This window comes from Pajaroellobacter abortibovis (assembly GCF_001931505.1).
GTDB classification, from domain to species: Bacteria; Myxococcota_A; Polyangia; order Polyangiales; family Polyangiaceae; genus Pajaroellobacter; species Pajaroellobacter abortibovis.
In genome coordinates this window covers 1,049,986-1,076,091 of record NZ_CP016908.1, presented here as the reverse complement: position 1 = coordinate 1,076,091, position 26,106 = coordinate 1,049,986, and the positions used below count along the sequence as shown (strand labels likewise).

Annotated in this window: 23 protein-coding genes; 15 read left to right on the top strand and 8 right to left on the bottom strand. The window is 47.3% G+C overall.

Translation table 11 applies throughout. The features are described from left to right. Window positions 1–583: 583 nt before the first annotated feature. The 7 genes from BCY86_RS05400 to atpD form a co-directional block, all read right to left on the bottom strand. Window positions 584–781, bottom strand: coding sequence for a hypothetical protein (locus BCY86_RS05400; protein WP_075276822.1), 198 nt, complete (start codon window positions 779–781; stop codon window positions 584–586). A gap of 325 nt (window positions 782–1,106) precedes the next feature. Then, window positions 1,107–1,259 (bottom strand): hypothetical protein, encoded by a 153-nt coding sequence (locus BCY86_RS09765; RefSeq protein WP_156865096.1) that lies wholly within the window; start codon window positions 1,257–1,259, stop codon window positions 1,107–1,109. 75 nt (window positions 1,260–1,334) lie between these two features. Further along, window positions 1,335–2,381, bottom strand: a complete 1,047-nt coding sequence (locus tag BCY86_RS05395) for a hypothetical protein (protein WP_075276821.1) — start codon at window positions 2,379–2,381, stop codon at window positions 1,335–1,337. Window positions 2,382–2,879: 498 nt separating this feature from the next. Further along, window positions 2,880–3,170 carry a polyhydroxyalkanoic acid system family protein gene (locus tag BCY86_RS05385; RefSeq protein ID WP_075276819.1) on the bottom strand — a complete coding sequence of 97 codons (291 nt, stop codon included), beginning with the start codon at window positions 3,168–3,170 and terminating at the stop codon, window positions 2,880–2,882. 61 nt (window positions 3,171–3,231) lie between these two features. Further along, window positions 3,232–3,786, bottom strand: a complete 555-nt coding sequence (locus BCY86_RS05380) for a peptidylprolyl isomerase (RefSeq protein WP_075276818.1) — start codon at window positions 3,784–3,786, stop codon at window positions 3,232–3,234. 15 nt (window positions 3,787–3,801) lie between these two features. Beyond that, window positions 3,802–4,335 (bottom strand): ATP synthase F1 subunit epsilon, encoded by a 534-nt coding sequence (gene atpC, locus BCY86_RS05375; RefSeq protein ID WP_075276817.1) that lies wholly within the window; start codon window positions 4,333–4,335, stop codon window positions 3,802–3,804. A gap of 71 nt (window positions 4,336–4,406) precedes the next feature. After that, the gene (gene atpD, locus BCY86_RS05370; RefSeq protein WP_075276816.1) at window positions 4,407–5,870 is read right to left on the bottom strand and encodes a F0F1 ATP synthase subunit beta; all 1,464 of its coding nucleotides are present in this window, start codon (window positions 5,868–5,870) and stop codon (window positions 4,407–4,409) included. A gap of 377 nt (window positions 5,871–6,247) precedes the next feature. On the opposite strand from atpD, the gene BCY86_RS05360 reads away from it, so the two are divergent. Both BCY86_RS05360 and rpoD read left to right on the top strand, forming a co-directional pair. Then, window positions 6,248–8,218, top strand: a complete 1,971-nt coding sequence (locus tag BCY86_RS05360; RefSeq protein WP_075276814.1) for a DNA primase — start codon at window positions 6,248–6,250, stop codon at window positions 8,216–8,218. Window positions 8,219–8,226: 8 nt separating this feature from the next. Beyond that, a complete protein-coding gene (rpoD, locus tag BCY86_RS05355; protein ID WP_075276813.1) occupies window positions 8,227–9,987 on the top strand; it encodes an RNA polymerase sigma factor RpoD in 1,761 nt (586 codons plus the stop codon). Window positions 9,988–10,124: 137 nt separating this feature from the next. Here rpoD and BCY86_RS05350 read toward each other — a convergent pair whose 3' ends face one another. Then, window positions 10,125–11,084 carry a chlorite dismutase family protein gene (locus tag BCY86_RS05350; RefSeq protein WP_075276812.1) on the bottom strand — a complete coding sequence of 320 codons (960 nt, stop codon included), beginning with the start codon at window positions 11,082–11,084 and terminating at the stop codon, window positions 10,125–10,127. 96 nt (window positions 11,085–11,180) lie between these two features. On the opposite strand from BCY86_RS05350, the gene BCY86_RS05345 reads away from it, so the two are divergent. The 13 genes from BCY86_RS05345 to BCY86_RS09760 form a co-directional block, all read left to right on the top strand. Further along, window positions 11,181–12,500, top strand: a complete 1,320-nt coding sequence (locus tag BCY86_RS05345; protein ID WP_075276811.1) for an adenylosuccinate synthase — start codon at window positions 11,181–11,183, stop codon at window positions 12,498–12,500. A gap of 1,613 nt (window positions 12,501–14,113) precedes the next feature. Further along, window positions 14,114–15,061: a TIGR02757 family protein gene (locus BCY86_RS05340; RefSeq protein ID WP_075276810.1), complete on the top strand. Its 948-nt coding sequence runs from the start codon at window positions 14,114–14,116 to the stop codon at window positions 15,059–15,061. 298 nt (window positions 15,062–15,359) lie between these two features. Further along, window positions 15,360–15,602 carry a hypothetical protein gene (locus tag BCY86_RS05335; protein WP_156865095.1) on the top strand — a complete coding sequence of 81 codons (243 nt, stop codon included), beginning with the start codon at window positions 15,360–15,362 and terminating at the stop codon, window positions 15,600–15,602. Window positions 15,603–15,693: 91 nt separating this feature from the next. After that, window positions 15,694–16,335 carry a tetratricopeptide repeat protein gene (locus BCY86_RS05330; RefSeq protein ID WP_156865094.1) on the top strand — a complete coding sequence of 214 codons (642 nt, stop codon included), beginning with the start codon at window positions 15,694–15,696 and terminating at the stop codon, window positions 16,333–16,335. A 98-nt stretch (window positions 16,336–16,433) separates the two neighbouring features. After that, complete coding sequence (locus BCY86_RS05325) at window positions 16,434–16,793, top strand: NADH-quinone oxidoreductase subunit A (RefSeq protein WP_075276807.1); 360 nt, start codon at window positions 16,434–16,436, stop codon at window positions 16,791–16,793. Further along, entirely contained in the window at window positions 16,781–17,353 is a 573-nt protein-coding gene (locus BCY86_RS05320; RefSeq protein ID WP_083604217.1) for an NADH-quinone oxidoreductase subunit B, read from the top strand. Before BCY86_RS05325 ends, BCY86_RS05320 begins: the two co-directional genes overlap by 13 nt. A 2-nt stretch (window positions 17,354–17,355) precedes the next feature. Beyond that, a complete protein-coding gene (locus tag BCY86_RS05315; protein ID WP_075276806.1) occupies window positions 17,356–17,955 on the top strand; it encodes an NADH-quinone oxidoreductase subunit C in 600 nt (199 codons plus the stop codon). Between the two features lie 5 nt (window positions 17,956–17,960). Next, a complete protein-coding gene (locus tag BCY86_RS05310) occupies window positions 17,961–19,175 on the top strand; it encodes an NADH-quinone oxidoreductase subunit D (protein ID WP_075276805.1) in 1,215 nt (404 codons plus the stop codon). 212 nt (window positions 19,176–19,387) lie between these two features. Next, complete coding sequence (locus tag BCY86_RS05305) at window positions 19,388–21,010, top strand: NADH-quinone oxidoreductase subunit G (RefSeq protein WP_172824815.1); 1,623 nt, start codon at window positions 19,388–19,390, stop codon at window positions 21,008–21,010. Between the two features lie 50 nt (window positions 21,011–21,060). Next, window positions 21,061–22,425 carry an NADH-quinone oxidoreductase subunit NuoH gene (nuoH, locus tag BCY86_RS05300; RefSeq protein WP_075276803.1) on the top strand — a complete coding sequence of 455 codons (1,365 nt, stop codon included), beginning with the start codon at window positions 21,061–21,063 and terminating at the stop codon, window positions 22,423–22,425. A 58-nt stretch (window positions 22,426–22,483) separates the two neighbouring features. After that, window positions 22,484–23,146, top strand: a complete 663-nt coding sequence (locus BCY86_RS05295; protein WP_075276802.1) for a NuoI/complex I 23 kDa subunit family protein — start codon at window positions 22,484–22,486, stop codon at window positions 23,144–23,146. An 87-nt stretch (window positions 23,147–23,233) separates the two neighbouring features. After that, a complete protein-coding gene (locus BCY86_RS05290; protein ID WP_156865092.1) occupies window positions 23,234–24,505 on the top strand; it encodes a hypothetical protein in 1,272 nt (423 codons plus the stop codon). Window positions 24,506–24,654: 149 nt separating this feature from the next. Continuing rightward, window positions 24,655–26,106, top strand: a 1,452-nt coding sequence (locus BCY86_RS09760) for a hypothetical protein (RefSeq protein ID WP_172824814.1), incomplete at its 3' end; no start/stop codon positions are given.

Genomic DNA, 26,106 nt, shown 5'->3' with positions numbered 1-26,106 from the left:
GACCAATAGCCTACTTTAATCGTTCTACACTTCCTAACCAGAAAAAAATATTTTTTGCTAGATCCTCTGTTACTTCTCTAAAATATGCCGCGATCTATTCCTTCACGCTGTCAGTTGATTCTTCCAGGAGGTTAAAAAAAGATCAGGAATAGAATCAGAAGGAGGTGTTGGAAAAGGATGTATAGACGTAGGAGAGAGAAAGGATTGGTCGCAAATAACGTATTCTCTTTCGTTGAAGAGGTTGCCATATGGCTGGAGATACAGGAGAAGAGTTTTCAAAATGGCGCCGTGGCCCTTTTCTTTCTCTACGTATTAAGTCGATTTTCTTGCCCTTGACAACTTGGGCAAGTTTCCCTCTAAAGTCAAGTTTTCCTCCAATTAATGTGTGGGTGTGATTCGAGACGAAGAGCAATTTCGAGCAACCTACACTTTCCAATAAGGGGGAAAGGAGGGAAGGGATTATCGGGCTGACTGTTGATTCGGGGGAGAGCTCAGTCTAGAAGAGGATCCCTTCTTCCTCGTCAACTCCTATTGCAATCCGGGTAGGCGAAGGGGGAAGATTCTTCTTTTGGATCAGCTCCAGTCAAAAGTGGGGTATCTTCAGAAGAGGGGGGGTCGCCTCTGAAAAGTGCAGATTGGTGATACCAGAGCCCTTTTCTTTTTTTTTGGTAGCTTTCTGTTCTTGATGAGATGGAGTGGTAATCAGGAAAAGGACTACCTGTTGATATGTGTCTACTGAATGATTCGATAGGAGCTGAATCGAACGGGGATCGACGCTCATGAGTTGAACCTTTCATTGAGGGAATGGCCATCAGGTGTAATTTCGGTGGTGGCTATGGCATAGGGGAACCCGTATTGCAGAAGCCCCTGCACGCGCCATGTTCCTTCTTGGGGTAGAGGCGTAGAGAGCGAAGGAGTGAGGTTGGGGGAAGGCATGATTGGACGTCTCGTTAAATAAAAGAAGTCCTGACTATCTTTATGCATATAGTGTAGTGAGGAAAGTTAATGTGGGACAGCCTTATTAACCATCCGTCGAGCTCGGTATATAATTTCTGGAACTCCTTTTAGCGTCCCTTCGTATTCCCATTCGTTCTGAAGAGGTCGCTTCAAAGGGTGCCACTGGCAAGTCCTCCATGGTAAAACTCAAAGCCTGCAAGGCCAGGATTCATGTTCAGGTGCATGGCGTAGTGACAGCGGGCAGCGATCGTTCCAGTGGCAAGAGCCTCAGGAGAAATATGAGAACCCCAGAGATATCCCATCCATCCTTCTTCTGTAAGACAGAGTCTACTCCGGGTGGTGTGAATGTTGTCTGGCTAGCCAGGAGGTATACCCCCTCACCACGTTCTCAGCCATGGATTGAACTTACCATTTTCAATCAGTGCAGTCAAATTCTGTCGATAGCTCAACACCTCAGAGGGAATTTCGGTGGAAGCTGGCCAAGATCCCATGGCATTGCTTCCGTCTTCTAAGGTGAGGATTGTGGCTGCGTAAGGTTTGGGTGGTAAATAGAGTATGCAGTTGACTTGCATCCCGGATTCCCCATGGATTGCTTGGAATCCTTCGTTAAATCCTGCAACGAGACGGCGGAGGATATGGATCTTTCGAGGTATGAACCCTGTGCCTGTTTCTCTAGTTGCACTTACTGGTTCTACGCTTCCTGCTGCCATATGTAACTGAATCTGCGGTGGATCCCATAGGCTCATATAAATGCGGAGCAGTGACTGGTGGATGTTAGGATGTGTGAACAAGGTCACAAAGCCAGAAGAACTTCCCTGGGTGTGACCAATGAAGGGATCTCCGTCGAGAGAATCCCATTCCTCTGCCCCTGCAAGTGGAGGAATCACGAGAGTAAGAATGGGAGCTGGTGTCCACCTTATTTCTGGATCTGTGAACGTAGAATGGGGATTTTCTTGATTCCTACTACCTAGTTCTGTCATCACTTCCGATTCGATTAATTGCTCTGAAAACGTATTTTTGATAATATGTCTGATCCAGTGCAGGATCGTAAGGCTGATTGCCTTTACCCACTGAATTCCACGATTTTCAAAGCAACTCATGGCGCGTGTTCGATCCGCAAGCCAAGTGAGCAAACTGCCAGGAGGTGAAATCTCCCCCTGAGGGAAAATCTCCCGGACACATTCTGTCCCTTCTATTAATTCCCCCGTCTTGAGTTGGAGGCGCAGCAGGGAGCGATCTATATCGACGAACAGCTCTTTCTTGTTGTTTACATAGGAAGTGGTTTGAGAGGTTGGGTCTGCCAAAGGGAAAAAATGGTGGACGAAGCCTGCCATCTGGTCTGTTGTCTGCAGATTGATGAAACGGACCTGCCACTTTTGGAGCCGGTTCAAATCAGAGCGTGTGAAGCGCAGTAACCACGTCATCTACCCGCGTGATATAGACGCGATGGTAAAATCCTCTACTGCCAAGAAAGATTCGTCTGCATCAGGAGTGTTGGTCAGTGGATCGATCTCTTGGATCTCTAAGAAAGCCCCTTTGGGCGATCACTTTGCCTGAACTAAATAAAGATCGTGAAGTTCATCGGGTTGAATATAGAGGCTCGTACGAGCACCTTGGCGTTTTTAAAAAAAGAGCTCCATCCTACTTTTGGATGACTCAACCACATAAGGTCTTGTGGAGAGCTGAAGAGTCCTTTGGAGATGAGAGATGCTCTCCAGTGTACCAACAACACGTCGATAAAACTGTCCCCCCAAGCGAAAAATAATGAGGAGAGAGCTAAAAGAAGAGAAGAACCCGCTCTTCCCAGTATTCATCGCCTTTGATTTGTCTATGGTGTGAGCCAGTACACACTCTGACCGACTAGGAGTTTCTCCAAATAGGGTCCTCCTTTGTAGACTCTATATTTGGGATAAGTATGTAGATTAAGCTACAATTGTGTCTAATTGCTCTTTGACTTTGCTTTCAATCATGGGAGACATCATTTTTAAGAGGAAGGGGAGTTGTACAGCGACCGCAATCTCCGTATCGGTGACAGTAACTTCTCCTTTGGTCCCTTTGGCGGTGCCTGAAGGTGCTTCAAAATAGAGCACATCCCCCTTCCATTGCCATTCGATTCCCAGCCGTTGTGCAAGATGGCTAGCTAGCTCTTCTGCCTTCTTTTTAGCTTTTTCTTTAGGCATTGTGTGGGGGCGTTGTGCAGTAATTGTGGACATTCGTTTTTCTCCTTATTCTAATTCTCGCGTTCTTAAATTCGCTTCGTTGTGCAATGCTATTTTATTCCAATCGTTTGACAATCCAGTAACCCCGTGAGGTGGCAATGGGCTGGCTCACCTCTCCTACAGACAACCGCAACACGTTTTGTTCGACGGTAGGTTCTAAAACCCCCCTTGAGATGGGACCAGTATCCTGTTGAGATTCCGTGTCTCCCTGAGCCACCGCTGCAGCAAAGTCGCTCTTTGCCAGAAGAGCTAATTGATTTGCAAGCTTTTGCGCATCTTTCAAAGAGCGCGTATGGGGTGGTGCATTCTGTGCTCCTATATGTGTGATTAAGATAAACCCTATCCGGATGGTTGAAGCAGCTTTATCCCTTCCATCTTGCTCGAGTGAGGGCTGTAGATTCTCTTCTAACATGTTCTCTTCGCTCTCTACGATTTCGAGCGGTTGCTCATTCTCTTCTTGAGAGAAAGGATCTCCTTTAAAGTGGCCCCCCTTGCAGTCTTTGCAGGGTGCATGAGACACGACAGGAGACACAGTCCATTCTTGACATGTGAGTAGGAGAGCAAGAATCCCCACTGGGACTAAAACATAAAGATAGAAAAATCGGTCCATGGTTCTCTTAGAGCATTAGGGTTCAGACGAAGTGCTGCTTTCTTGAGGGATTACAGAAGAAGGGATGGGTTCTTCATAGGAGTTGATTCTTGGCGGAGCGGGATCGCCGTGTAACTCGAGTTGAATGGCTAACCAGTGATGTTCTTCCATTAAGGCTTCTCGTTCTTGTGCGGAGAGGGGCCCTTTACTACCTCTCAAATGCTCATCCTGTTCCCATTTCAATTGAATTTCCATCAATTTTTTTCTAACTTGAACTGGATCAATCTCCTCACGTTGGACCCAGTTATCTGTCATAAGAAGCAGTTTCCCATCTTCTGCTCGTGCAAAACCGCCTCTGACGGAAACTCGTTTGGTCTCTTTCTCTTGTAAATAAGTTACGATCCCTCCTTTAAGAACTGCCATTATCGGTCTGTGTCCTGGTAAAAGTCCAAGTTCCCCTTCTGTGCTTGGAATCGTCACTTCGTCCACTTGAACGGATAATGTTTGTCCATGAGGAGTCAAAATCTCGATCTGAATTTTGTTTTCTTTTTTCTTTCCATCCACTTGCATCGTTTGCTTTCAGGAGGTGCCTTTCTCTAAAAAGGCTTTATTTAGTCTAATATGCGATCCTAGAGGATGCTTTATGAAGCTTGTAGGATGCGCGCTTTCTCTTTTGCTTCTTCAATATTCCCTACCATATAAAAGGCCTGTTCGGGAAGTTCATCCAATTGACCGAGAGTGATTTGTTCGAACCCTTCAATTGTTTCCTGGAGAGAGACAAACTTGCCTGGAGAACCTGTAAATTGGGCAGCCACGAAGAATGGTTGAGATAGGAAGCGTTGAATTTTCCGAGCGCGTGCAACAAGCAATTTATCTTGCTCACCCAACTCGTCCATGCCTAGAATAGCGATGATATCTTGCAATTCTTTGTAACGCTGCAGGATCTGTTGTACTTGGCGAGCCACTTGGTAATGGCGTTCTCCCACGATTTGAGGGTCTAGGATCGTCGAAGTGGAATCCAGAGGATCCACAGCTGGATAAATCCCTAATTCTGAAATCGCTCGAGAGAGCACAGTCGTCGCATCTAAGTGGGCAAACGTTGTGGCGGGTGCTGGGTCGGTTAGATCGTCTGCGGGCACATAAATTGCTTGCACAGAGGTGATCGATCCTTTGCAAGTTGATGTGATCCGCTCTTGCAATGCACCCATTTCAGTGGCGAGCGTGGGCTGATACCCGACTGCGCTGGGAATGCGTCCAAGGAGCGCTGATACTTCTGCACCTGCCTGGGTAAAGCGGAAAATGTTATCGATAAATAGAAGAACATCTTGACCTTCTTCATCGCGAAAGTGTTCTGCGATGGTTAGAGCCGACAGTGCGACCCGCGCTCGTGCTCCGGGGGGTTCATTCATCTGACCGTATACCAACGCGGTCTTGGAAAGTACAGAAGCTCCGGATTCTAATTGGGATTTTTGCATTTCCAGCCACAGGTCATTCCCCTCGCGAGTGCGTTCACCGACTCCAGCGAAGCAGGAAACCCCACCGTGGGCTTTTGCTACGTTGTTGATCAATTCCATGATGAGGACGGTCTTTCCGACTCCAGCCCCTCCGAACAGCCCGATCTTTCCCCCTTTTCGATAAGGCGCGAGGAGATCGATCACTTTGATCCCTGTTTCAAACATTTCCACTTTGGTGGATTGTTCTTGAAAAGTGGGGGGAGCACGGTGAATGGAGGCCATTTTTGGGGATTGAATAGGACCACCTTCATCGATCGACTCTCCAATGACATTGAGAATGCGCCCTAAACACTTGGAACCTACAGGAATTGTGATTGGCTTGCCGGTGTTGCGCACCTCCATGCCGCGGACGAGCCCTTCTGTAGAGTCCATAGCGATAGCACGTACTCGATTTTCCCCCAAATGCTGAGCTACTTCAAGTGTGAGATTGTCTTCTGCATTGGAGAGAGCAGGGTTAGTGATTTTGAGCGCGTGGAGAATATTGGGGATTTCTCCTTGCGAAAATTCTACGTCCACAATGGGACCAATGACCTGCACAATTTTGCCTTTACTTCTGAGATTATCCAATGCTGCTGGAGGGGAAAGAACCATAGTCGTTAAAACTCCTTCTTTGTGAAAGACCACAAAGAAATTGAAGACGCTGCGCCTCTATCACAAAGGGGACATAAGTTCAACGCTACACTATTTTTGATTAAGTAAAATATTTGACTTGTTTGTTCGTCCATTAAGGTAAATTTTTTAGATTGTTCCAAAAAACATGAATTCTAATAAAAAAGTGCCTCCCACTTGCCATTTGCTGGCCAAGCAGTATGGAAGAGAGAGGGGAATGGTGTTAATGGAGACCTAGAAATGGTAGGTGAGTTAGCTGCGATCCCAACGATCTTTCTTATTTGGAGTCGATTCTATTCTTTCTTTCTTTCTTTTCCTAAGAGCTTTTCTATGATCTCTTTTGGGCAAGGATTAATCCATTGATTTCTCCTTCAACCCTTGTTGCGATCCGTACTCATATTGATATTGTGTCAGTGATTGAGGAGAGGGTCCCTTCTCTTAAAAAGAGAGGGCGTCATTTTGTAGGCTTATGCCCTTTTCATGCTGAGAAAACACCCAGTTTTCATGTCAATCCTGAGCGAGGGCTCTTTTATTGTTTCGGATGTAAAGAATCAGGATCCGTTATCGATTTTTTAATGAAACAGGATGGATACACTTTTCGAGAGGCGGTCTATCTTTTAGCAGAACGGCTTGGAATTAAAGTGATTGATGAAACGGAGAAAACCTCTGCTGATGTCGATCGCAAGAAAAAATATCAGGAAGATCTCTTGGCCGTCCATCACCTTGCAGCTACTTTTTTTGAACAGCAGCTTCGCGAGCACCCTCAGTGCAGATACGCGTGGGAAGAGTTGAAGCGGCGTAATTTGCTTCCTTCATGGGCGCGGGATACGATTCCAATAGAAGAAAAAGGGGTGTCGGAGCAGAGCAACTCTTGGGTGGATAGAACAATACAGGCCTTTCGGATCGGCTATGCACCTGCAGGATGGAATGAGCTAGCCCATTTTTTGAAGGCTCAAGGGATTTCTTTGGCGCTCTGTGAAGAGGCAGGGCTGGTCGTTGCTCGTTCAGATGGAGGATACTACGATCGGTTTCGACACCGATTGATGTTTCCCATTCAGGATATGCATGGTCGGGTGATCGGATTTAGCGGCCGTCTTTTACCCTCTTCTGAATGGGTTCAAAATCCCGTAGGGCGTGCTCCTAAATATATTAATTCTCCAGAAAGCTTCATTTATTCAAAAAGAAGTACGCTTTTGGGGCTTCATCAGGCGCGTCAGTCTATCCGTGAGCGAGGGGAGGCCATTTTAGTAGAGGGCAATTTTGATGTTCTTTCTCTTTATGCTCACCAGTTGACTCATGTGGTGGCCCCTTTGGGAAGTGCATTTACTTCCGAACAAGCTCAGCTTCTTAAGCGGTTTACATCGCATGTTGTGTTTCTTTTTGACGCAGATGCTGCAGGGCAGAAGGCGGTTCATGCGGCGCGGAATATCTTATTGAAGAGCGGTCTGTACGGTAAAGTAGCTTGCCTCCCTTCTGGCCTTGATCCGGATGAGCAGGTACGCGTTCATGGATCGGATGCGGTTCTTGAATGTGTTCGTCGGGCCCGTGGGATGCTCGAGTACTTAATTGAAACAGCACTCGATGAAACTTTCCACTCTGGAGATGCTTATGAGCGGGCTGCACGTGTGGAACGAGTTGCTCAGCTTCTCGCCGAGGAAGATGATCCGCTCGTTAGAAACATGGCCAAAACATATGCGGATCAGCTCGCGGGCCGTCTTGATTTGGCGCGATCGGTGGATACGTTTCGAGCGTTGGAGCAGGTGGTTAAAAAAAAACTGCAAGCTACTAAAAAAGTTCAGGCTATTAAAAAAGGAGGAGAAGAAATCCAGAAGTTTGTATTGGGCAGTAGGGAAGGGGGGCGTATTCGCACTCATACGCCAGGTCATGCAGAGCGGAGGGAGATGGTTGGTGCTCTTTTAGAGTTTCCGTCCCTTCTCAGGGACGAGGAAGTGCAAATTGAATTGGATCTGTTAGAAGGTGTCTCAGCACAGGTGATTTCTCTTCTCGCAAATAGGCTTGACGAATCATCTGAAGAAGTCTTTTTGGATATTCCTTATTTTCTTACTCAGATTCCTCCAGCGATTCATTCTTTTGTGTTAAAGCGCTGTACCGCTCCCTGTCATGAAAATAGTGAGCAAGCCAAATTGTGCTTTTTGGAGAATGCGCGGAAATTAAGAAGATTTGTGCTCTCAAGAGAGACGTTGGATATTGCTCGTTCGCAAAGAAAAATAGAAGGCGATTGGGAGGCGGAGGCTCTCTTGGCACGAGAGGCTGAAGAACGGGCTCGACTTAAACACGGATTACAATCAACGAAGAAGGGAATGAGGTAATCAAGAGGATGGCGACAAAGAATCGTGATCGAAATCAGGAGAGAGAGTTGGTTACTATAAAGAAGAATCTCCCGTTGGAGGAGATGGAACAACACAATCTTTCTGCCCATGTCGTGGGGGAGCAAGTGGATGATGCGCTAGGGGTTTTGGTCGATGAGGAAATTGAATTTGTGGAGGCTACGACTCATGTCAAATTGACTCCCCAGCGCTTTTTAGAAGAGGAAGTCAGTGAGAAAAAGAGTCGAATGGGAGTGGGTATCATTTCGAAAGAAGACGAGGGAGATGCCTACTACTCGAAGTCCAATGATCCTGTTCGACTCTATTTGCGGAAGATGGGGAGCGTATCTCTGCTTACACGTGAAGGGGAGGTGGAGATTGCCAAACGGATCGAGCAAGGGGAGCATAAAATACTTACTGCAATCTTGAACAGCCCTGTTGCTGTGCGGGAAATCATGGAGCTCGGTAATAAACTGAGAAAGGGGAAAGTGTGTGTTCGCGATATTGTTCGCGATGTAGATGATGAGGATCGAGAATTCGATGAGCAGGAAGTGTCTCATCGTGTCTTACGGTTGATCGATAAGGTAAAGCATCTTGAGAAAGTCACTTCTGGACTTCAGAAGAAGCTAGCTGCTACCACTGCAACCTCTAAGAAGAAGGCGCTCGAACAAGAGAGCCGTGAGAATGGATCGAAAATGGTCGAAATGCTTCAGGAGATGCGTCTCAATCGCAAAACATTGGATATGATTGTGATGAAGCTCCGCTCGTTAATTCAGAAAGTGGAACGCGCAGAAAAAGGTTCTTCAGAGCTAGAGCAGCGCACAGGGATTCGGAAGGAGCAATTAAAGAAAGAAGCTCAAGGGGCCAAGGGAAATGCTGCGGCGGAGCGAAAGTTTCTGCGCAAGCATGGGATTGCTGCTGAGGAAGTGCTGGCAAGTCATTCAGCAGCCAAGAAGAATCTCAAACGCGTGGAAAAAAAACTTAATGTGGATGTGAAAGCCCTTCAACTGACCTACGCCACGATCCGTGAAGGGGAACAACTTGCTGAGCGGGCTAAATCAGAGTTGATTGAGGCCAATTTGAGGTTGGTGGTCTCCATCGCCAAGAAGTACACAAACCGCGGGCTTCAGTTCTTAGATCTGATTCAAGAGGGGAACATTGGCCTTATGAAAGCGGTGGATAAATTTGAATACAAGCGAGGCTATAAGTTTTCGACTTATGCCACATGGTGGATTCGCCAAGCGATTACCCGTGCGATTGCAGATCAAGCCCGCACGATCCGTATTCCTGTGCACATGATCGAAACCATTAACAAATTGATTCGGACAAGCCGCTACCTAGTTCAAGAGTATGGTCGAGAGCCTACCCCTGAAGAAATCTCAAGCAAGATGGAGCTCCCCTTGGATAAAGTGAGGAAAGTGCTCAAGATTGCCAAAGAGCCGATCAGTCTCGAAACGCCTATTGGGGAAGAGGAAGATTCACATTTGGGAGACTTTATCGAAGATAAGAGCGTGGTTTCGCCTTCAGAGGCTGTAGTTACCATGAGCTTGGCAGAGCAGACTCGAAAGGTCCTTAAGACCCTGACTCCTCGAGAAGAGAAGGTTCTGCGCATGCGGTTTGGGATTGGGGAAAAAAGCGATCATACGTTGGAAGAAGTTGGTCAAGACTTTGAGGTGACACGTGAGCGCATCCGGCAGATCGAAGCGAAAGCCGTTCGAAAGTTGAGGCATCCCTCTCGGAGCAAAGAGCTTAAACCGTTTATCGATGCTTGATATCAGTGAGCGATGGAAGCGTGATGCAAGTATCTTGAGAGGGTTTCTTGTATTCTGGAGAGCGCATAGAAATGCTGTGGTGCACTATTGAAATCAATACAAGGGAGCCCTCTTTGTGAAGCTCGCGGTTTCACACACTATCCAAGCAGGTTTAGCGCTGTTTGAAGGGGATGAGCGATGCATGTATACGTAGGGGTATCATGAGCTGTATACCGGCTCGCTTCGGTTTCTCGCAGTTCTTGGACTAAGTCGACAAAGTCGTGCAGGTGGTTGGATTCAAACGCAACGACGAACTCCTGATCGTCAATCCCGAATGAATACGTCGTATTGATTTTAATGCGGGTATATTTCGATCCTATTTCGATGTGTTCGTCCATGATCCCTTGGCGCGTGTGGGGAGTCAATCGATACCATTCTCTTGTTTTGATGAAGGGGTAAACAAAGAGATAGCGAGCACGTCCTGGAATGATGGTGAGGCGAGCTTGTTCGTGATGAGGATTTAGTTTATCCGCGTACATGCTCATTTTGGTGGTCCCTAGCAGGTAACGTCTTGGGAGGAGCCATCCTCCCAAGGGAGTATTAAGCAAATGGGCTGTCATCTCCTGAATCGCTTCTAACTGATAGGAGATTCGCCAGAACATGATATCGCAATCACTTCGAATGCCCACTGTGGAATAAGTGCGGCAGAGAATGCTTGCGGAAGGCGTATAGCCTTCATAAACCTTAGCAAAATCTACCTTGTGGGCTTCTCGTTCTTCTACAGAAAGTCGTCGCCAGGAGGGGTCGATTTGATAGAAAGCGAAGGACACAAACTGCCGTTTTTTCTCTTTTTGAATGGGATCCGATGACGTCTCAGCAGACGAAGCGGTGTTTTTTGTTCCAGAGGGGTTTCTTTCTTCCTGAGAGCGCATCTGCTTGACCTCTTCCATAGTCGCAACCGTGATCTCTTGGTAGCCTTTCTTCATAGAGTAGTTTTCTATTTGATAAGCGATCCCTTTTCGGACCATAAAGGGGATTTGCCGAAGGCGCTCAATCGCGTCTTCTGTCCAGGCTAATGTAAGAGGGGGGAGTGTGTCTTCTCGATCGTGATGGGTCATGGATGATCATTTCTCCTGAGTCGTAAACTGTCTTTAAGCATTTTTTGATGCGGCTGATGAGTATGCTTAAAACCAGGCTAGAGTAGGAATCGATAAATGACAACCGCTGTGATTGTAGGTGCGCAATGGGGGGATGAGGGGAAGGGGAAAATTGTCGATGTATTGATGGATTCTGCAGATGTTGTGGTACGCTATGGGGGTGGGCCAAATGCAGGTCATACATTGGTCGTTGGCGACCAGAAAATAATTGTTCGTTTGATTCCAAGTGGTTTTTTGAGACCCCATGCTTTTTGTGTATTGGCGCAGGGGATGGTGATCGATCCAGCCATTCTTTTACAGGAAATCGACGAGTTATCCCAACGAGGTTGTCTCACTCTCTCTCGGCTGATGGTTTCAGAGCGCGCTCATTTACTTCTCCCTTATCATATTTTGGTTGATCAACTGAGGGAACAGAGCAAGCACTCCCTTGGAACGACCAAGCGCGGAGTAGGACCGTGCTATGAAGATAAAGTGGGAAGGCGCGGTATCCGTTGTGGAGCTCTGCGCGATCTTAAAAAGCTCTCCGTTCTTGTCACGCAATCGTTGGCGCATTGGTCTCCACTGATTGTTGCGCTTGGAGGGCAGCCACCTTCCCATGAAGAGAACATGGAATCGCTTGCTCAGTGGATGCCACGGCTTGTCCCTCTATTGGCGGATACGACCAAGTTCGTGACAAATGCGTTAAAGGAAAATAAGCATGTGCTCTTCGAAGGGGCTCAAGGGACGCTGCTAGATCTCGAACACGGAACGTATCCTTATGTCACTTCGTCGTATGCACTTGCAGCAGGAGCTTGCGTTGGATCGGGAATTGCCCCATCTCGTCTAGAGCATGTGATTGGACTCGCGAAGGCGTATTGTACGCGGGTGGGGGAAGGACCTTTTCCTACTGAAATTAAGGGGGCTTTGGGTGAGCGGCTGCGGCAAATGGGGGCTGAGTTTGGGTCTGTGACGGGAAGACCTCGTCGAGTTGGTTGGCTTGATCTTCCTGCGCTTCGTTATGTAGCCGATCGCAATGGGTTCAATGGATTGGTGTTGACCAAACTCGATGTGCTTACGGGTTTAGATGAAATCAAAGTTTGTGTCAGATATCAGACATCGTCTGGAGAGACAGAGGACTTCCCTCTAGATGAATTGGAGAGCGCTACTCCCATCTATCGGACTTTTCCTGGTTGGAAAGAGGACCTCTCTTCAATTCGGAATCGGAACGAGCTCCCTTTGGCTACCCAGAACTATCTCAATTGGATAGAAAAAAGTGTTAATTGCCCTCTGATTTTAATTAGCGTTGGCTCTCGTCGAGATGAAATCCTTCTAATTCGTCATCCTTTTTTAGACTGTAGCAAAAATGTGTCTCATCGTGGTGTGAGAGAAAGAAAATGAATGTGAAAAGAAGGGGAAATGAAGTATAAGCTGGCCAATACACGTCGGTGGCTAGTGTTGCTTATTGTTTGGGGATTGGTACAGTGTATCGGTGAAGCAATAATATGGGCGAGGAGGAATCCCATTCTGTGATTTCTTGGGGGCTTGGTTTTGAAGACCTAAACGATGGTGTCTTGAGACATACTGCAAAGCATATCCCACCTGCCGATATCCTTATCCTCTTTCTGTCGAATCAACCAGCAGTGCGAGCGCGTTAGGCATCAGCTGCTTGAAAGTTATGGCCAGCAAGGAATAGTGGTGAGATCTTCTCTTCAGATTTCAGATTCAGGCAGTTGGAGGGAAGGAGATATAGTGATCATGGAAATTTAGGAATATTTGAAGAACACATCGAGAATGCATGCACTTAACTTTCCTCTCTCTAAAATGACGATTTCCTTTTCTATCCTGTCGATGAAGAAGTGAAAATTAGATCTCCTTGCCTCTTTGTCAATAGAACAGTTGGAGCTGAAATGGTGTTTTCTTACAGCGAAGGACATCGATCGACTTGCGAGCAAATCTGTCTTGGTGGGGAATCTGCATGCTTTTACATTTTGCTATGGCTATGATGGAGAAGATCTTTTTAGGAAGTTTTTGTGGCTCTAAAGTATATCCAAATTGCCTGAATTGCCTCTTTTCCCAATCTCCATTCCCTTCATGCTAAACCAAGAGCTTCAAAAGATTATCTATTCTTAGAAAAGAGAGGAGTAGGATCTACAGTAGAGAAACTTACGTTAGGGTGGATAAGGGGTGTTCTACCTACTGCTTATAACTGTCGAGAGAAGGCGCCTTATGCATCTGAGTCCATGGGCCCATTTAAAAGTACTCGAAGTACTTGAACTCCGCGATTGTGATGGCAATCAAAGGCTTTTTCTACGATGCTGAACCATCTTCCACCAGTGCATCAGTTAAAACCTCTGAACATGTCTCGTTGGCAGTTCTCTTCCTTCTCATTTCTCGGATCTAGCGAAATTTTAGAATATCCAAACCTTAGCTCTTTTCTATGAGCACGACCTCATGCAGGATGATACCAAAACACTTTCCTTCTCTTGCCATACCTCGAAAACATAGAAATCTATTTGAATCCGATCTCTGATATTTCTCATTATGTATGGAACTGTGAATATCTTGGGTGATTAATTCACTCAAGCGAATTCAATTCAACGTACCTACTGCTGATTGGGTGAATATCTCTCTGTACCTTCCGTCCCTTGAAAAATTTTCTCTGAACAGTTGGGTGGCATATCAAGGATTTTCTTCCTTACTTCTGCTACGGTTAAAAAATTGACATTACCTCTCCTTTGCAGCAGGAGCAGAAGGCATGAGATTGTTTGACTGCTTGCATAATTCCCCCACTTGAAGCAATTACGATTCATGGATGGAACGGTAGAAACGAGGAACTGATGGCTCTCGTTACACTTTTGCAATTGAAGGCAGTCAATTTGGTTGCCAATTCGATATCGGAAGAGGTTTTATCGTTTTTTTAATTCCTCTAACGAGAGTTTCGAGATGAGTAAACCTCTTTAAATTACAGAAAAGATATTAGATGAGCCTTAGGATCAGTAATGAGGTTGTATATGGGAAGTGAATGGACTCACCAAGAGCTCCTTTTGTTTCAACAAACACTTGAAAAAGTGAGAGCTCGTTACGAGCAAAGGGAACGAATTCTGCTCGATCCAGTTCATTTTGTTCACAATTATCCTGATCGAGAAAATCAAGAGTTGGTTGCTCTTCTTGCTTCTACGGTTGCTTTTGGGCAGGTGAAGTCAATTCGAAATAGCATTGAGAATTTACTTAAACGTTTAAGACCTTCTCCAGCGCAGATAGCTGAGCGAGAGACAGAGCTATTTGCTCGCGTAGAAGGATGGAAACATCGTCTCTTTAAAGGGGAAGACCTCGCACGCCTTCTAGGAGGAGCTCGTAAAGTGCAGCAGCAGTACGGTTCTCTGGGGGCTTATGTCGAACGCCAATTTAAAGAAACCCATTCAATTCGTGAATCGCTCGCTCGGTTTTGCGATACCGTTCGCAAAGAGGGAGGATTGCTTCTTCCTGTTAGCAAAGGGAGGAAGAGGGAACAAAAAGCTATGGGCAAAGGGAGTGGACACCAAAGGGGCAGGCGGGGCCCTTTGCATCTGCTCCCTGATGTTCGCGCGAATGGAGGAGCAAAACGGTTGCTTCTGTTTCTCAAGTGGATGGTTCGCCCTTCTAATGGGATCGATCTTGGGCTATGGAACCTACCGACTTCTCATCTTTTGGTTCCTGTTGATGTTCATATTCGCAGACTTGCACGAAATTTGGGCCTTACACAAAGAAAAACCGCGTCATGGAAGACTACAGAGGAAATCTCTGCTGGTCTTGCACGCCTCGATCCCGATGACCCCACAAAATATGATTTTGCTCTTTGTCATTTAGGGATGCTTCAGCAATGCCCCTCCCGTCGCGATGAAGTGCGATGTCGGGGGTGCGGTGTTCTGCCTCTGTGCATTCATTGGCGGCGAGAAGAGAAAGGCCGGTTGTTTCCTTGAAAAGAATAGAAGGACAATAGAATCGTTCCAGCATATAATGCTTTCAAATCAATTTTGAGGGGGAGAGGGTAGCCTCTAACCGTTGTGGACACATATCAAACACTCTATGTTCCCGTTGGATTCTCTTCGCGTAGAAGAAGAATGAAAGCGATCGCTCCAGCTCTTTAGAGACTTTCCGGAATTATAAAATAATAGGGGGGTTGGCTATTTTATAAGCGCGATCGCGGGGTTCAGATCCTTGCTCTTTATAGTGGGCAGTGGGGTGGGGCACGATCATGTTGCGCAAAGTAAAGTGTAGTTGAGTTTGTTTGTAGAGGCCGAAGGGGATCATTCTCAAGTTCAAAAGCGACTTGACCTGATTCGATTTCGCCACTATACTTCTCCTGCTTTAATTCAGCAGCAGCAAGCAATTCATCAGCGCGTTGTGCCTGCTGTGTGGAATCCTGATGCGCTTGAGGCGTATTTGGGCCCTGTACGCTGCTGCTCGCTCATTTGTATGGGTATGTATTGCTCTCTTTTCAAGAGATCGAAGAGGATGTGAAGCTTCAAGTCTGTTATCGAGGAATGGAGCAAGAGGAATGGAGCAACGCATTGCTCTTAAAGAGTTTTAATTGAGGATTCAAGGTCATCTGATGCAAGAATTTGAGGAAGCTTCGCCCCTATCTTCATCTCCTTATGTGATCGATCTCGCTATGGTCATGGAAGCAGAAGCTGCCGCTGCTCGCTCAGAATGGAGTCAGATTATCCTTTTGCTTGGAGCGTGGCCTGTCCCTCTCATTCATTATTGGCGCACTCCTGAAGGAAAGGCCTTAGCTCCTCAGTCTCGTTTGTGGATCGCGCGTGGTCTTGAATTGTTAGGATTGGCGCACGCTGTATTAGGGGAATGGATAGAAGCGGGAGATATCCTGCGATTGGCGACAAAATATGTTCACCAGGGTCCTGCAGCAGCATCGATTTTTGCTACGTTGGGTCGAATTCAGTTCAATAGTGGTCGAGAAGGGGAAGCGATAGGGTACTTTCGGAGGGCTCTCGCATTGGGGTTTGAGGCGCAGCAGATTCTTCCATTGCTTGCGCAGTCTTTCTTTCTGCGTAAGTGCTATGTAGCGGCTATTGCGTGTCTGGAACAGGCTGTACAGGTAGGGGTTCCTCGGGATAGCTTGAACAGTTTATTCGCCAGGGTGGAAAAGAGATTGGGAGCTCCTCTTCGAGAGTGGAGAAAAGGGGTACAGCGGTCTGTCCCTCCCCCACCGCCTCTCCCAATGAATAAAAAATGAGGAGCGATCTCAAAACAGCAAAGGACACATTGACATTTATCTTTGGTGGGGATTACATCCGTAAGAAACCTTAAAAACCTCGATAAGTGTGATGTCTCATGCACGCGATGTATGCTCCTATCTTTTTGCTTTTGTTCATTTCTCTGACGATTGCAGCGCTGTTTTTTCTAGGTGCTAGTATACTTGGTAAAAAGAAGACGACACCGGAGAAAATGCTCCCTTTCGAGTGTGGATCGGAGAGCACAGGGGCAAATCATGTGAGGCTTCAGGTTAAATTCTACCTGACGGCCCTTTTATTCGTGGTGTTTGATGTTGAGGCTGTGTTCATTTACCCCTGGGCGGTTGAATTTCGTTCACTGGGGTGGATAGGATTTAGCTCGATGGTCGCTTTTCTAAGCGTTATGCTTGTGGTTTTGATATATGTGTGGAGAAAGGGAGCTCTCGAATGGGAGAGTTAATATCACTTCAGGGCGATCAAACTGGTTTTGCAACGACCCGGTTGGATTCCATTTTGCAGTGGGCTCGTAAATATTCGCTTTTTCAATATCCATTCGTGACAGCTTGCTGTGGGATGGAATTTATGGCGACAGCGGGTCCTCGTTTCGATGTGGCCCGTTTCGGTGCGGAAGTGCCCCGTTTTTCGCCCAGGCAGGCGGATCTCCTGTGGGTTGTGGGGACGATTAGCCAGCGTCAAGCCCCTGTTTTGCGCCGTATCTATGAGCAAATGATGGACCCCAAATGGGTACTTGCATTCGGGACGTGCGCGAGCTGCGGTGGATTTTATGACAACTATACGACTGTCCCAGGGATCGATAAAATTATCCCGTGTGATGTCTATGTCCCAGGGTGTCCCCCTAGGCCAGAGGCGGTGTTGGATGGTCTTCTGCTTCTGCAGGATAAAATTTCACGTGGGGATTGTACTCCAGGAATTGTAAAACCTCGTCAAGATCCTGTATTAACCCCTCTCCGCAAACAACACGAAAGTGCTCGTTTTGCTCTCCTTAGGAAAGAGGAATAAGCATGAGTGTTCAAGTTCTCGAAAAATTAAAGGCTCAATTTGGCTCTGCTATTGTAAAAACGAACAGTGCATTAGGTGATGACACAGCTTGGGTGGAAGCTGCGCAGTGGAAGCTGATCGCTGCCTACTTGCGCTCTGATCCAGAGCTTCTTTTCGATTTTTTTGTCGACCTCTGCGCAGTCGACTATCCGAATAGGTTGCCTCGATTCGAAGTTGTGCTGCATCTCTATTCCCATCCAAAAAAACATCGCGTTTGCATCAAGACAGCGGTAGGTGGTGTGGATGGAGAAGGGGCAGTGCTCGATTCGCTCGTCCCCATTTGGAAGGCGGCTAATTGGTTGGAAAGAGAAGTCTATGACATGATGGGTGTTGTATTTCAAGGGCACCCGGATTTACGTAGAATCTTGATGTATCCTGAATTTGTGGGATATCCGCTTCGCAAAGATTACCCGGCGGATAGAACGCAACCGCTGGTTGCTTATCGTACGGAAGAAGAAGCAGGCGTCCCTCTCAACAAACTACCTCCTTTTGGTCCCGATGAGGGGATGAGTTTTAGTCGTAAGGTGTGGAACACTTCTCTTAATGATGAAAAAGAAAGATAGATTGTATGGAATCTCTTGATCTTGATGTGGATGGAAACCCCCTTGAGCTCCCTATCGAGCCTATGCGTCTCAATATAGGTCCATCCCACCCGGCGATGCACGGGACAGTGCGGATTGTGGTTGAGCTCGAAGGAGAAATCATTACCAAAGCGGACGTGCAGATCGGCTATCTGCACCGTGGATTTGAAAAGATGTGTGAGCGGGGAACATGGTGTCAAGTCTTCCCTTATGCGGATAGATTGAATTATGTCTCCCCGATGCTCAACAATGTTGGGTATGCACTTGCTGTCGAAAAGCTCTGCAATATTTGTGTTCCTGAGCGATGTCAGTGGTACCGTATGATTTTAAGCGAGTTGGCTCGGATCAGCGATCACCTCACATGTAATGGGGCTGTCGCGATGGAGCTAGGTGCGTTCACTCCCTTTCTGTGGTTCATGAAAGGTCGAGAAATCGTATGGGATGTTCTCGAAGAAGAGACTGGTGCTCGGCTCACGCACTCTTTTGGTCGCATTGGGGGGATGGCTAAACCGCCTACTGCTGCTTTTAAAGAGATGTGTCAACTCGGTTTGCCTAAAGTGTTGGCTCTTGTAGAGGAAGGGGAAAAGCTGCTACTCAGAAACAGGATCTTTTTAGACCGGCTGGAAAGTGTGGGGTCCATTTCGCAAGAAGATGCTGTCTCCTTGGGCTGGACGGGCCCTTGTTTGCGATCTACAGGGCTAGCTTATGACGTTCGAAAAACACATCCTTATCTCAAATACGATGAAATTGATTTTGAAGTTCCTGTCGGTACGAAAGGAGATAATCTGGACCGATTTCTCGTGCGCCTCGAAGAGATTCGGCAATCGGCTCGGATCATTCAGCAATGTATAGAACGGATGTCCAATGAAGGGCCCGTCTGTGTAGAGGACCCTCAGTTTGTATATCCTCCCAAAGATTTGGTGTACACGACGATCGAAGCAACGATCCAACACTTTAAGATTGTGATGGAAGGGGTGAAAATCCCTGCAGGCGAAGTCTATTCTTATACAGAGGGGGGGAATGGAGAGCTCGGATTCTACTTGGTTTCGGATGGAACAGGCACCCCTTATCGCGTTCGCATTCGACCCCCTTGTTTTTCGATCGTCGGAGGACTGGGCCAATTGATCACAGGGCACCTCTTGAGTGATGTGGTCCCTACATTTGGTTCGCTCAATATGATAGGAGGGGAATGCGATCATTAACAATCAAAGTGCTTTTTTTAAAGCAGGAATCAGCCCAGTACTCTTTCTCTCCCTTTTATTTTTTTTCTTTCTTTAGTAACCTAACTTAAATTCTCCTCTTTTCAGGTATCCGCGCTGGTCTTTCTGTTGTTCGGTCCTCTCTATGAGCTTATCATAGAAAGGACGCCTGCAAGGGTAGTGAGTTGATGGAGTTCAGCAGTCATCCAAAGAGAATGGGACAAACGCATATGCCAACTTTTCAGCTTGACGGGACCTCTATCCCTTTTGAGCCAGGTGAAACGATTATTAAGGCTGCTTACCGGCAAGGTATTGAAATTCCTCACTATTGTTGGCATCCAGGCCTGTCCGTTGCTGCCAATTGCCGCATGTGTTTGGTGGAAGTTGTGCCACCACCTGGACAGCGACCTATCATGTTGGATGTTCTTGAGTGGGATTCTCACCTTAACGAGTATGTCCCACGCGTCAAACTGAAGCTTCAACCGGCCTGCCAGTTGACGGCAGCAGAGGGGATGGAGATTCGTTCAGAGACGAGCCCTTATGTGGCGACAGCGCGCAAAGGGGTTCAGGAATTCCTCCTGCTCAATCATCCTGTGGATTGCCCTATTTGCGATCAATCGGGAGAGTGTAAACTGCAGGATTATTGGTTAGAATACGGTCGCTTTCAAAAACGGATGCGCGATGAGCCTATCCATAAGCCTAAAGCGGTGGTGTTTGGTCCTACAATCGTGTACGATGCGGAGCGATGTGTGATGTGCACTCGTTGCATTCGCTTCATGGATGAAATCGCTAAAGACCATGTGCTTGATATGCGGCAACGCGGTAATCTCAATGAAATTACCGTCGCATCAGGTCGGCAGTTAGATGGTCGATACACGTTTATGACTGAGTATGTTTGCCCTGTTGGTGCGCTCACGACCAAAGATTTTCGTTTTAAAGCGCGCGTCTGGTTTTTACGTAGCGCGGAAAGTATTTGCCAAGGGTGTGCGACAGGATGCAATGCATATTTAGATTACGACCCGCGTTCCAACCGAATCTATCGCTATCGCCCTCGCCCAAACGAAGAGGTCAACCAATACTGGATGTGTGATAATGGGATGCTTTCCTACCAGCGCGCGCACCAGGAGCGTGTTCTCAAAGCACATGTGCAAGGGACGGCGACTTCTATAGAGCAAGCGCTTGACTTTATTCAAAAGCAGGTTGATGAGAAAACACTCGGTTCCATGGGGATACTTTTTTCGGCTCAGCATTCCTTGGAGGATAACTGGGCTCTCTTCCAATTAGGGGCTCTCCTCTGTGGTTCTACCAGGCTGTACATGACGGGGATGGGGGAGGGATATGAGGACGATATCTTGATCCACCGGGATAAAAACTCAAACACGCAAGGAGTACTTCACCTCGTTCCTGACGTAAAACTTTTTTCGGAGCTTCTGGAGCACGTGCGCTCTGGCTTGGTCACAGGCGTTTTGGCATTGGGGGGGGCTACGCCTGGGGAGCGTGCAACGGATGCGGCTGTTCTCCGATCCCTCTCTTTTCTCGTGACGGTAGCTGCTCATCAAGGGGCCCTCGTCGACGCGGCTCATGTGGTTCTACCTGCTGTCTCGTGGGCGGAAGCGGATGGCACTTACGTCAATGCGCAGGGGCTGCATCAGGTATCGAAGAAGGCCATTAAGCCGGCAGGCGATACTCAGCCAGGATGGCAATTATTGGCTAAATTGGCACATCGTCTAGGGTTTGAAGTGGATTGGTCCTCTCTGCGAGCAGGGTATTCTCTTTCCTCTCATGGGCGATCGAATTCATCCTTTCCTGCTTCTCAGGCCTCTCCCGTTTCTTCGTAAGAAATGTTTCAAGTTGATAAGCCCTGGTTCTGTTGTGGAGGTTGAAATTAATGACGATCGCTGAGTGGATAGCTACGATTCTCAAAATCGCAGTCATGGTTAATTTCCTTCTTGCGGTAGGGGGGGTGCTCACGTGGTTGGATCGGCGCCAAAGCGCGATGATCCACGATCGAATCGGTCCCAATCGAGCTATGATCAAATTGTTTGGCACAGAGTGGAGATTGGCAGGCCTGCTGCATACTGTAGCGGATGGGATCAAGTTCTTTTTTAAAGAAGACTTTATACCTCCCAAAGCGGATAGGCTTTTATTCGGTCTCGCACCGATTCTTGTGATGGTTGCTGTGCTCGGGTTAGTGGGGGTTATCCCCTTTGGAGATACGATTTCTGTCTCTTCTCTCTGGCAGATGGGGGCAGATGGACATCTCTTTTTCCCTTCTGTACCTCGCTATGGAGTTCATCCAGAGCATGGGGGATGGGTGATCCCACTCCAAATTTCCACTTTGAACATCGGCGTTCTCTATATGTTTGCATTGGCTGGGCAGGGGATTGTGGGGGCTGCGATTGCAGGATGGAGTAGTGATAATAAGTTCTCTCTGTTGGGAGCTCTGCGTGCAGCCAGTCAGATGATCAGCTACGAAGTTGTTTTGGGGATGTCTCTTGTAGGTACCATGATGATCTATGGGACTACTCGCTTAGAGGATATGGTGAGATGGCAGGGAGAAAATACGTGGGGCATCTTTATCCAACCTGTTTCTTTCTTTATCTTTTTTGTTGCATCGGTTGCAGAGTCTAAACGAATTCCCTTTGACCTTCCCGAAGCGGAGAGCGAGCTTGTATCTGGATATTTTACAGAATATTCGGGAATGAAATTCGGCATGTTTTACTTTGCTGAATATATGGAAATCGTCACGAGTTCCATGCTGTTGGTGGCTATTTTTCTAGGGGGCTGGCAGCTACCGTTCCTTCATCCGGACGGTGTGACCATCTCTTTTGGGAACTCTGTGTGGTTCCATCGGGAGCTGCCTCACCTCTGTGTGATTGTGTTGGGTGTGGTTGCCTTCTTCGTTAAAGTGCTCGCGGTCTGTTGGATGCAGGCTTTTATCCGCTGGAGCCTTCCGCGGTTTCGCTATGATCAGCTGATGAAACTGTGTTGGAAAAGACTCCTCCCTATCTCGTTAGCGAATATTTTCGTGACAGGAGTTCTCTATTTCCTCGTCCAAGCGGGTGGGGATGCTTGTGCCTCCTTTTTAAAGCTTGTTGCTGATTGGAGCCAAGCGGCCATTGTGCTAGGAGTATGGATTGCTTTTGTGGAAGCATTCATTGGATTTTTCAAGCCCAAAAAGAAATCGGAATGGAATCCAATGGGTTCTTCTGCACGACAGGTGGCTGCTTTAGGGGGTCTCCTCAATCGTTAATGCAGCCCTAATGCAAAATATGATTTTCCTGTAGATTTTTTTGCTCTAAGGAAGTCTCATGAATGTTACCTTTCCGAAAAAGTCTTCTCCTGACCCGAAAGTGAAAGTGGTCTCTTCTCCTGCTAAGACGTTAGAGATTCGGGCATATCTTCCAGAAGTAATCAAAGGGATAGGGGTCTCGATGAAGCACTTCTTTCATAACATTAAGGATATGGTGCGCGCACAACGTCCTGATCCTGTGAAGGAGGGTTTAGAGGATGGCATTGTAACGATCTCCTATCCAGAACAGAAGCGCCCCTATCCGGAACGCTTTCGAGGGGTGCATCGCCTAACTACCCGTGAAGATGGGAGCGTTCGGTGTGTTGCATGTCTTTGTTGCTCCACTGCCTGTCCGGCACAGTGCATCTTTATCGAGGCGGGAGAATATCTTGAGGGGGATCCGCGGCGGGGATATGAGCGCTATCCTGTTCGGTTTGTCATTGATGAATTGCGCTGTATCTTTTGCGGGTATTGTGTGGAAGCATGTCCCTGTGATGCCATTCGAATGGATACAGGGATCCATCCAGCCCCCTACGATTCTCGCGATCAATTTATCTATTCCAAAGATCTACTTTTAAGTTTTACCAATACTCGAGGAGAAACCAAAACGCAGAATCCTCGTCACGAGCCAGGAGATCCTACTTATCCCGGGATCGATCGAGAGCAGACAGATCATGAATGAAGTAATTTTCTCTCTCTTTGTGCCTACTTGCTCTTCTTTATCTTCTTATCCTCTTTTCTGTTTATTGCTTAGTGCTGTTGCCTCAAGATGCGTAATTATCCTGTTCTATGGTCTGTTTGCCTTTGGTTATGGGTTATCGTGCGGCCTACTTCAGATGTATGGGCTAATATGTCTGAGTCAACTGCTTCGGAATCCCCTTCGCAAGCTTTAAAAGATCTCTTTAGCCAAGCGCAACGTGCAGAAGATCGCGGCGAGTGGGAGATTGCTTTGGAGCGTTTTACGCTTATCACTTCTTTGAGAGAGTCTGCGAGTGCTCGCTATCACATGGGGTGGTGCAGGGAGAATCTGAAACAGCCTCTCGCTGCGCTTGTTGACTACGAAGCTGCTAAAGTCCTTGCCGCGCAACTTTTTAATCGGGAGAAGCGAAATATCAGAAGGCAGGACACTTTGATGCAAGTGATTCGCCTCTCTCATGAGGGGATCAAGCGGCTGCAACAATATGGTGCTTTTCTCAGGCTGAGGGTTTCTCAGCGTGTGGACTCGATCAAACTGGATCATCAACTGATGATGTGGGGTTCTGAAACAAATGAATGGGGGATGTGGTTAGCCCCTGGAATGCATTTGCTTGAGGTGGATGCAGAAAGATATGTTCCCTATGAGACTTCGGTCTATTTGGCAAAAGGGGAAGTGCATGATCATTTAGTGTCACTGGTGCCGATGGCGCACGTGAAGCTTGTTCTTCCGCCTGCCTTCCACGCTCAACAGATTGCGATCAAGTTGGATGAGAAAGAGCTTGACCACCGCGCAATCTTGCATGAAGGCGTTTGGATTCTTCCGGGCACTCGTTGGCTTTCCGTGAGCTCTCCGGGTTATCCACCTTTTTCCAAGAAAATTGATTTTAAGGAAGGCGAACGTCTTATTTATGAAGTGCCGTGGGTGGCCAAAGCGCTGGAGCCTATCCCTTCTCCAGCGGATACTTCTGAATCCAGCGTAGTTCTGAAAAAATCCAACAAGATGGCGATTGGATTGACGGTTGGGGCAGCAACGCTGGCGACCGGAGGAACCATTACCTACCTCTTGATGAGTAGCGAAGCGAAGGAGATGCGATACAGCTGTCTTCAGCATCGGTTTTGTGATAAAGAGAGGACTTATCTGCGTGTGCTTAATGTGATCAGCATTCTTGCTTGGACAGGAGCATTGGGTGTGGGGACATTAGCCGCAATCGAATGGATTTATCCATTGTCTTCTGATCTGCAGCCTTCTCTTCCGGCTGTTCCTTCCAGTAAAACCCGAGTAGGGACGACGTTGCAAGTGCAGCTTGGGCTAGGTCATGTGGACATCGGAGGTACTTTTTATTGAATAATGTAAGGATATGTATGTATTAATAATTCGATTCATCCAGAGAAATAAGTTGAAGGTAAATTGTAGTTCTGATTTGTTTTCAATGGATCAAAACTTATCTTGAATTGTTGGAAGATAGCAAGTGGCTATTGAAGGAGGGGTTTCTCATGGGTACTGCGATTCGTTTGGTGCAAGAGCGGATGGAGGTTCGCCGACGCCGAAAAAAAAACCATTGGAAAGCGATCACGTGGCGTTGCAATCGTCTTGGATGGAGTTCTCTTTGGATGGTGGTGTGGAGCGGATTGATGGGTTGCCCGAACTACGAAGATATCAAAGGCTACTGTGAGGTGCGTTCTGACTACTTGTTCTGTTCATCGGATAAAGAAAAGAGGGGGGAAGCACCTTCGAGCGGGCGTCGTTGGAAGCCATCGGGGGCACAGCAGCAGCAGTGTATGAGTGACTTTGAGGAGGCCCCAGACATTGTCCAGGATAGATGCGGTATTTTTGTCTCTTTTGAGGGGTTTAAAGGGGGAGATGGAACTCAAAAACAACCTGTCAATAGTTTTAAACGGGCGCTTGAATTAGCAGCGGAGAAAAATCTGCCTAACATATACGTATGTGGTGGAAAGTATGACGAGGCGATAATAATAGAAGGAAAAAGTATCATCTTGAACGATGATCCAGCAATAAGATTGTACGGCGGATTCTCATGTAAGGATGGATGGAAATACAACAAAGTGGAGATGGTGCAAGTTGCTCCTCCTAAAGGGAGCATCCCTCTGACAATTCGTAACCATACTGCCTTGATCAAGAATTTTCAATTTATTGTCTCTAAAGAGAATGAGCCTGAGAGCAAGGATCAAGTCGGGGCTATCAGCTATCATGCGCTTGTTACATTTGATAGCGTAGAAGTGAGTGTAGGCGATGGACAAGATGGGAAGGATGGCACAACACAGTCTAATTATAATCCCGAAATGCTTTTGCAGTATAATGGGAAACAAGCAGGAGACTCTGTGGAGGGAGAAGAATCGGACTGCAACCACCTATGTTCAAATAATAAAGGGTCGATAGGTGGAAGAGGGGGAGTTGGGTGTGGGACAGCAGAAAATTATTTGGCTCAAGATGGACTTCCTCCATTGGGAGGGGGGCAGCGGGGGCAGGGTCGAAAGAGATGCCAAGAAGAGGGGGGTGATGGAAAAAATGGTAACCCTGGTTCCGATGGTTTAGGAGGCAAAGGTGCTGAAATCGTTGGACGAGTGTTAGATGAAGGCTGGAGGGGACAAGCTGGCGCAGATGGGCAAGCTGGAGATCCAGGTCAAGGGGGTGGGGGTGGAGCAGGCGGTAGTGATCGTGCAATAGGTTATGGAGGGGGTGGTGGTTGTGGTGGATGCGGAGGGGGTGGAGGTAAAGGTGGAGAAGCGGGAGGAGCGAGTATTGGCATTGTATCCTATGAGTCCGAACTTAATTTCCTTGACGGAGTAAAGATTTATGTAGGTTCAGGAGGGAAGGGAGGGAGAGGGGGAGATGGACAAGAGGGGGGACAGGGAGGAACTGGAGGAGCAGGTGGTGGTCCTGGTTCTGGATGCAGAGGAGGAAAAGGAGGTAAAGGTGGAAATGGT

Coding starts and splice junctions, on each gene's coding strand:
- BCY86_RS05400 (WP_075276822.1), bottom strand. CDS start 781: ATGAGCGTCGATCCCCGTTCGATTCAGCTCCTATCGAATCATTCAGTA.
- BCY86_RS09765 (WP_156865096.1), bottom strand. CDS start 1,259: ATGGGATATCTCTGGGGTTCTCATATTTCTCCTGAGGCTCTTGCCACT.
- BCY86_RS05395 (WP_075276821.1), bottom strand. CDS start 2,381: ATGACGTGGTTACTGCGCTTCACACGCTCTGATTTGAACCGGCTCCAA.
- BCY86_RS05385 (WP_075276819.1), bottom strand. CDS start 3,170: ATGTCCACAATTACTGCACAACGCCCCCACACAATGCCTAAAGAAAAA.
- BCY86_RS05380 (WP_075276818.1), bottom strand. CDS start 3,786: ATGGACCGATTTTTCTATCTTTATGTTTTAGTCCCAGTGGGGATTCTT.
- atpC (WP_075276817.1), bottom strand. CDS start 4,335: ATGCAAGTGGATGGAAAGAAAAAAGAAAACAAAATTCAGATCGAGATT.
- atpD (WP_075276816.1), bottom strand. CDS start 5,870: ATGGTTCTTTCCCCTCCAGCAGCATTGGATAATCTCAGAAGTAAAGGC.
- rpoD (WP_075276813.1), top strand. CDS start 8,227: ATGGCGACAAAGAATCGTGATCGAAATCAGGAGAGAGAGTTGGTTACT.
- BCY86_RS05350 (WP_075276812.1), bottom strand. CDS start 11,084: ATGACCCATCACGATCGAGAAGACACACTCCCCCCTCTTACATTAGCC.
- BCY86_RS05345 (WP_075276811.1), top strand. CDS start 11,181: ATGACAACCGCTGTGATTGTAGGTGCGCAATGGGGGGATGAGGGGAAG.
- BCY86_RS05340 (WP_075276810.1), top strand. CDS start 14,114: ATGGGAAGTGAATGGACTCACCAAGAGCTCCTTTTGTTTCAACAAACA.
- BCY86_RS05330 (WP_156865094.1), top strand. CDS start 15,694: ATGCAAGAATTTGAGGAAGCTTCGCCCCTATCTTCATCTCCTTATGTG.
- BCY86_RS05325 (WP_075276807.1), top strand. CDS start 16,434: ATGCACGCGATGTATGCTCCTATCTTTTTGCTTTTGTTCATTTCTCTG.
- BCY86_RS05320 (WP_083604217.1), top strand. CDS start 16,781: ATGGGAGAGTTAATATCACTTCAGGGCGATCAAACTGGTTTTGCAACG.
- BCY86_RS05315 (WP_075276806.1), top strand. CDS start 17,356: ATGAGTGTTCAAGTTCTCGAAAAATTAAAGGCTCAATTTGGCTCTGCT.
- BCY86_RS05310 (WP_075276805.1), top strand. CDS start 17,961: ATGGAATCTCTTGATCTTGATGTGGATGGAAACCCCCTTGAGCTCCCT.
- BCY86_RS05305 (WP_172824815.1), top strand. CDS start 19,388: ATGGGACAAACGCATATGCCAACTTTTCAGCTTGACGGGACCTCTATC.
- nuoH (WP_075276803.1), top strand. CDS start 21,061: ATGACGATCGCTGAGTGGATAGCTACGATTCTCAAAATCGCAGTCATG.
- BCY86_RS05295 (WP_075276802.1), top strand. CDS start 22,484: ATGAATGTTACCTTTCCGAAAAAGTCTTCTCCTGACCCGAAAGTGAAA.
- BCY86_RS05290 (WP_156865092.1), top strand. CDS start 23,234: ATGCGTAATTATCCTGTTCTATGGTCTGTTTGCCTTTGGTTATGGGTT.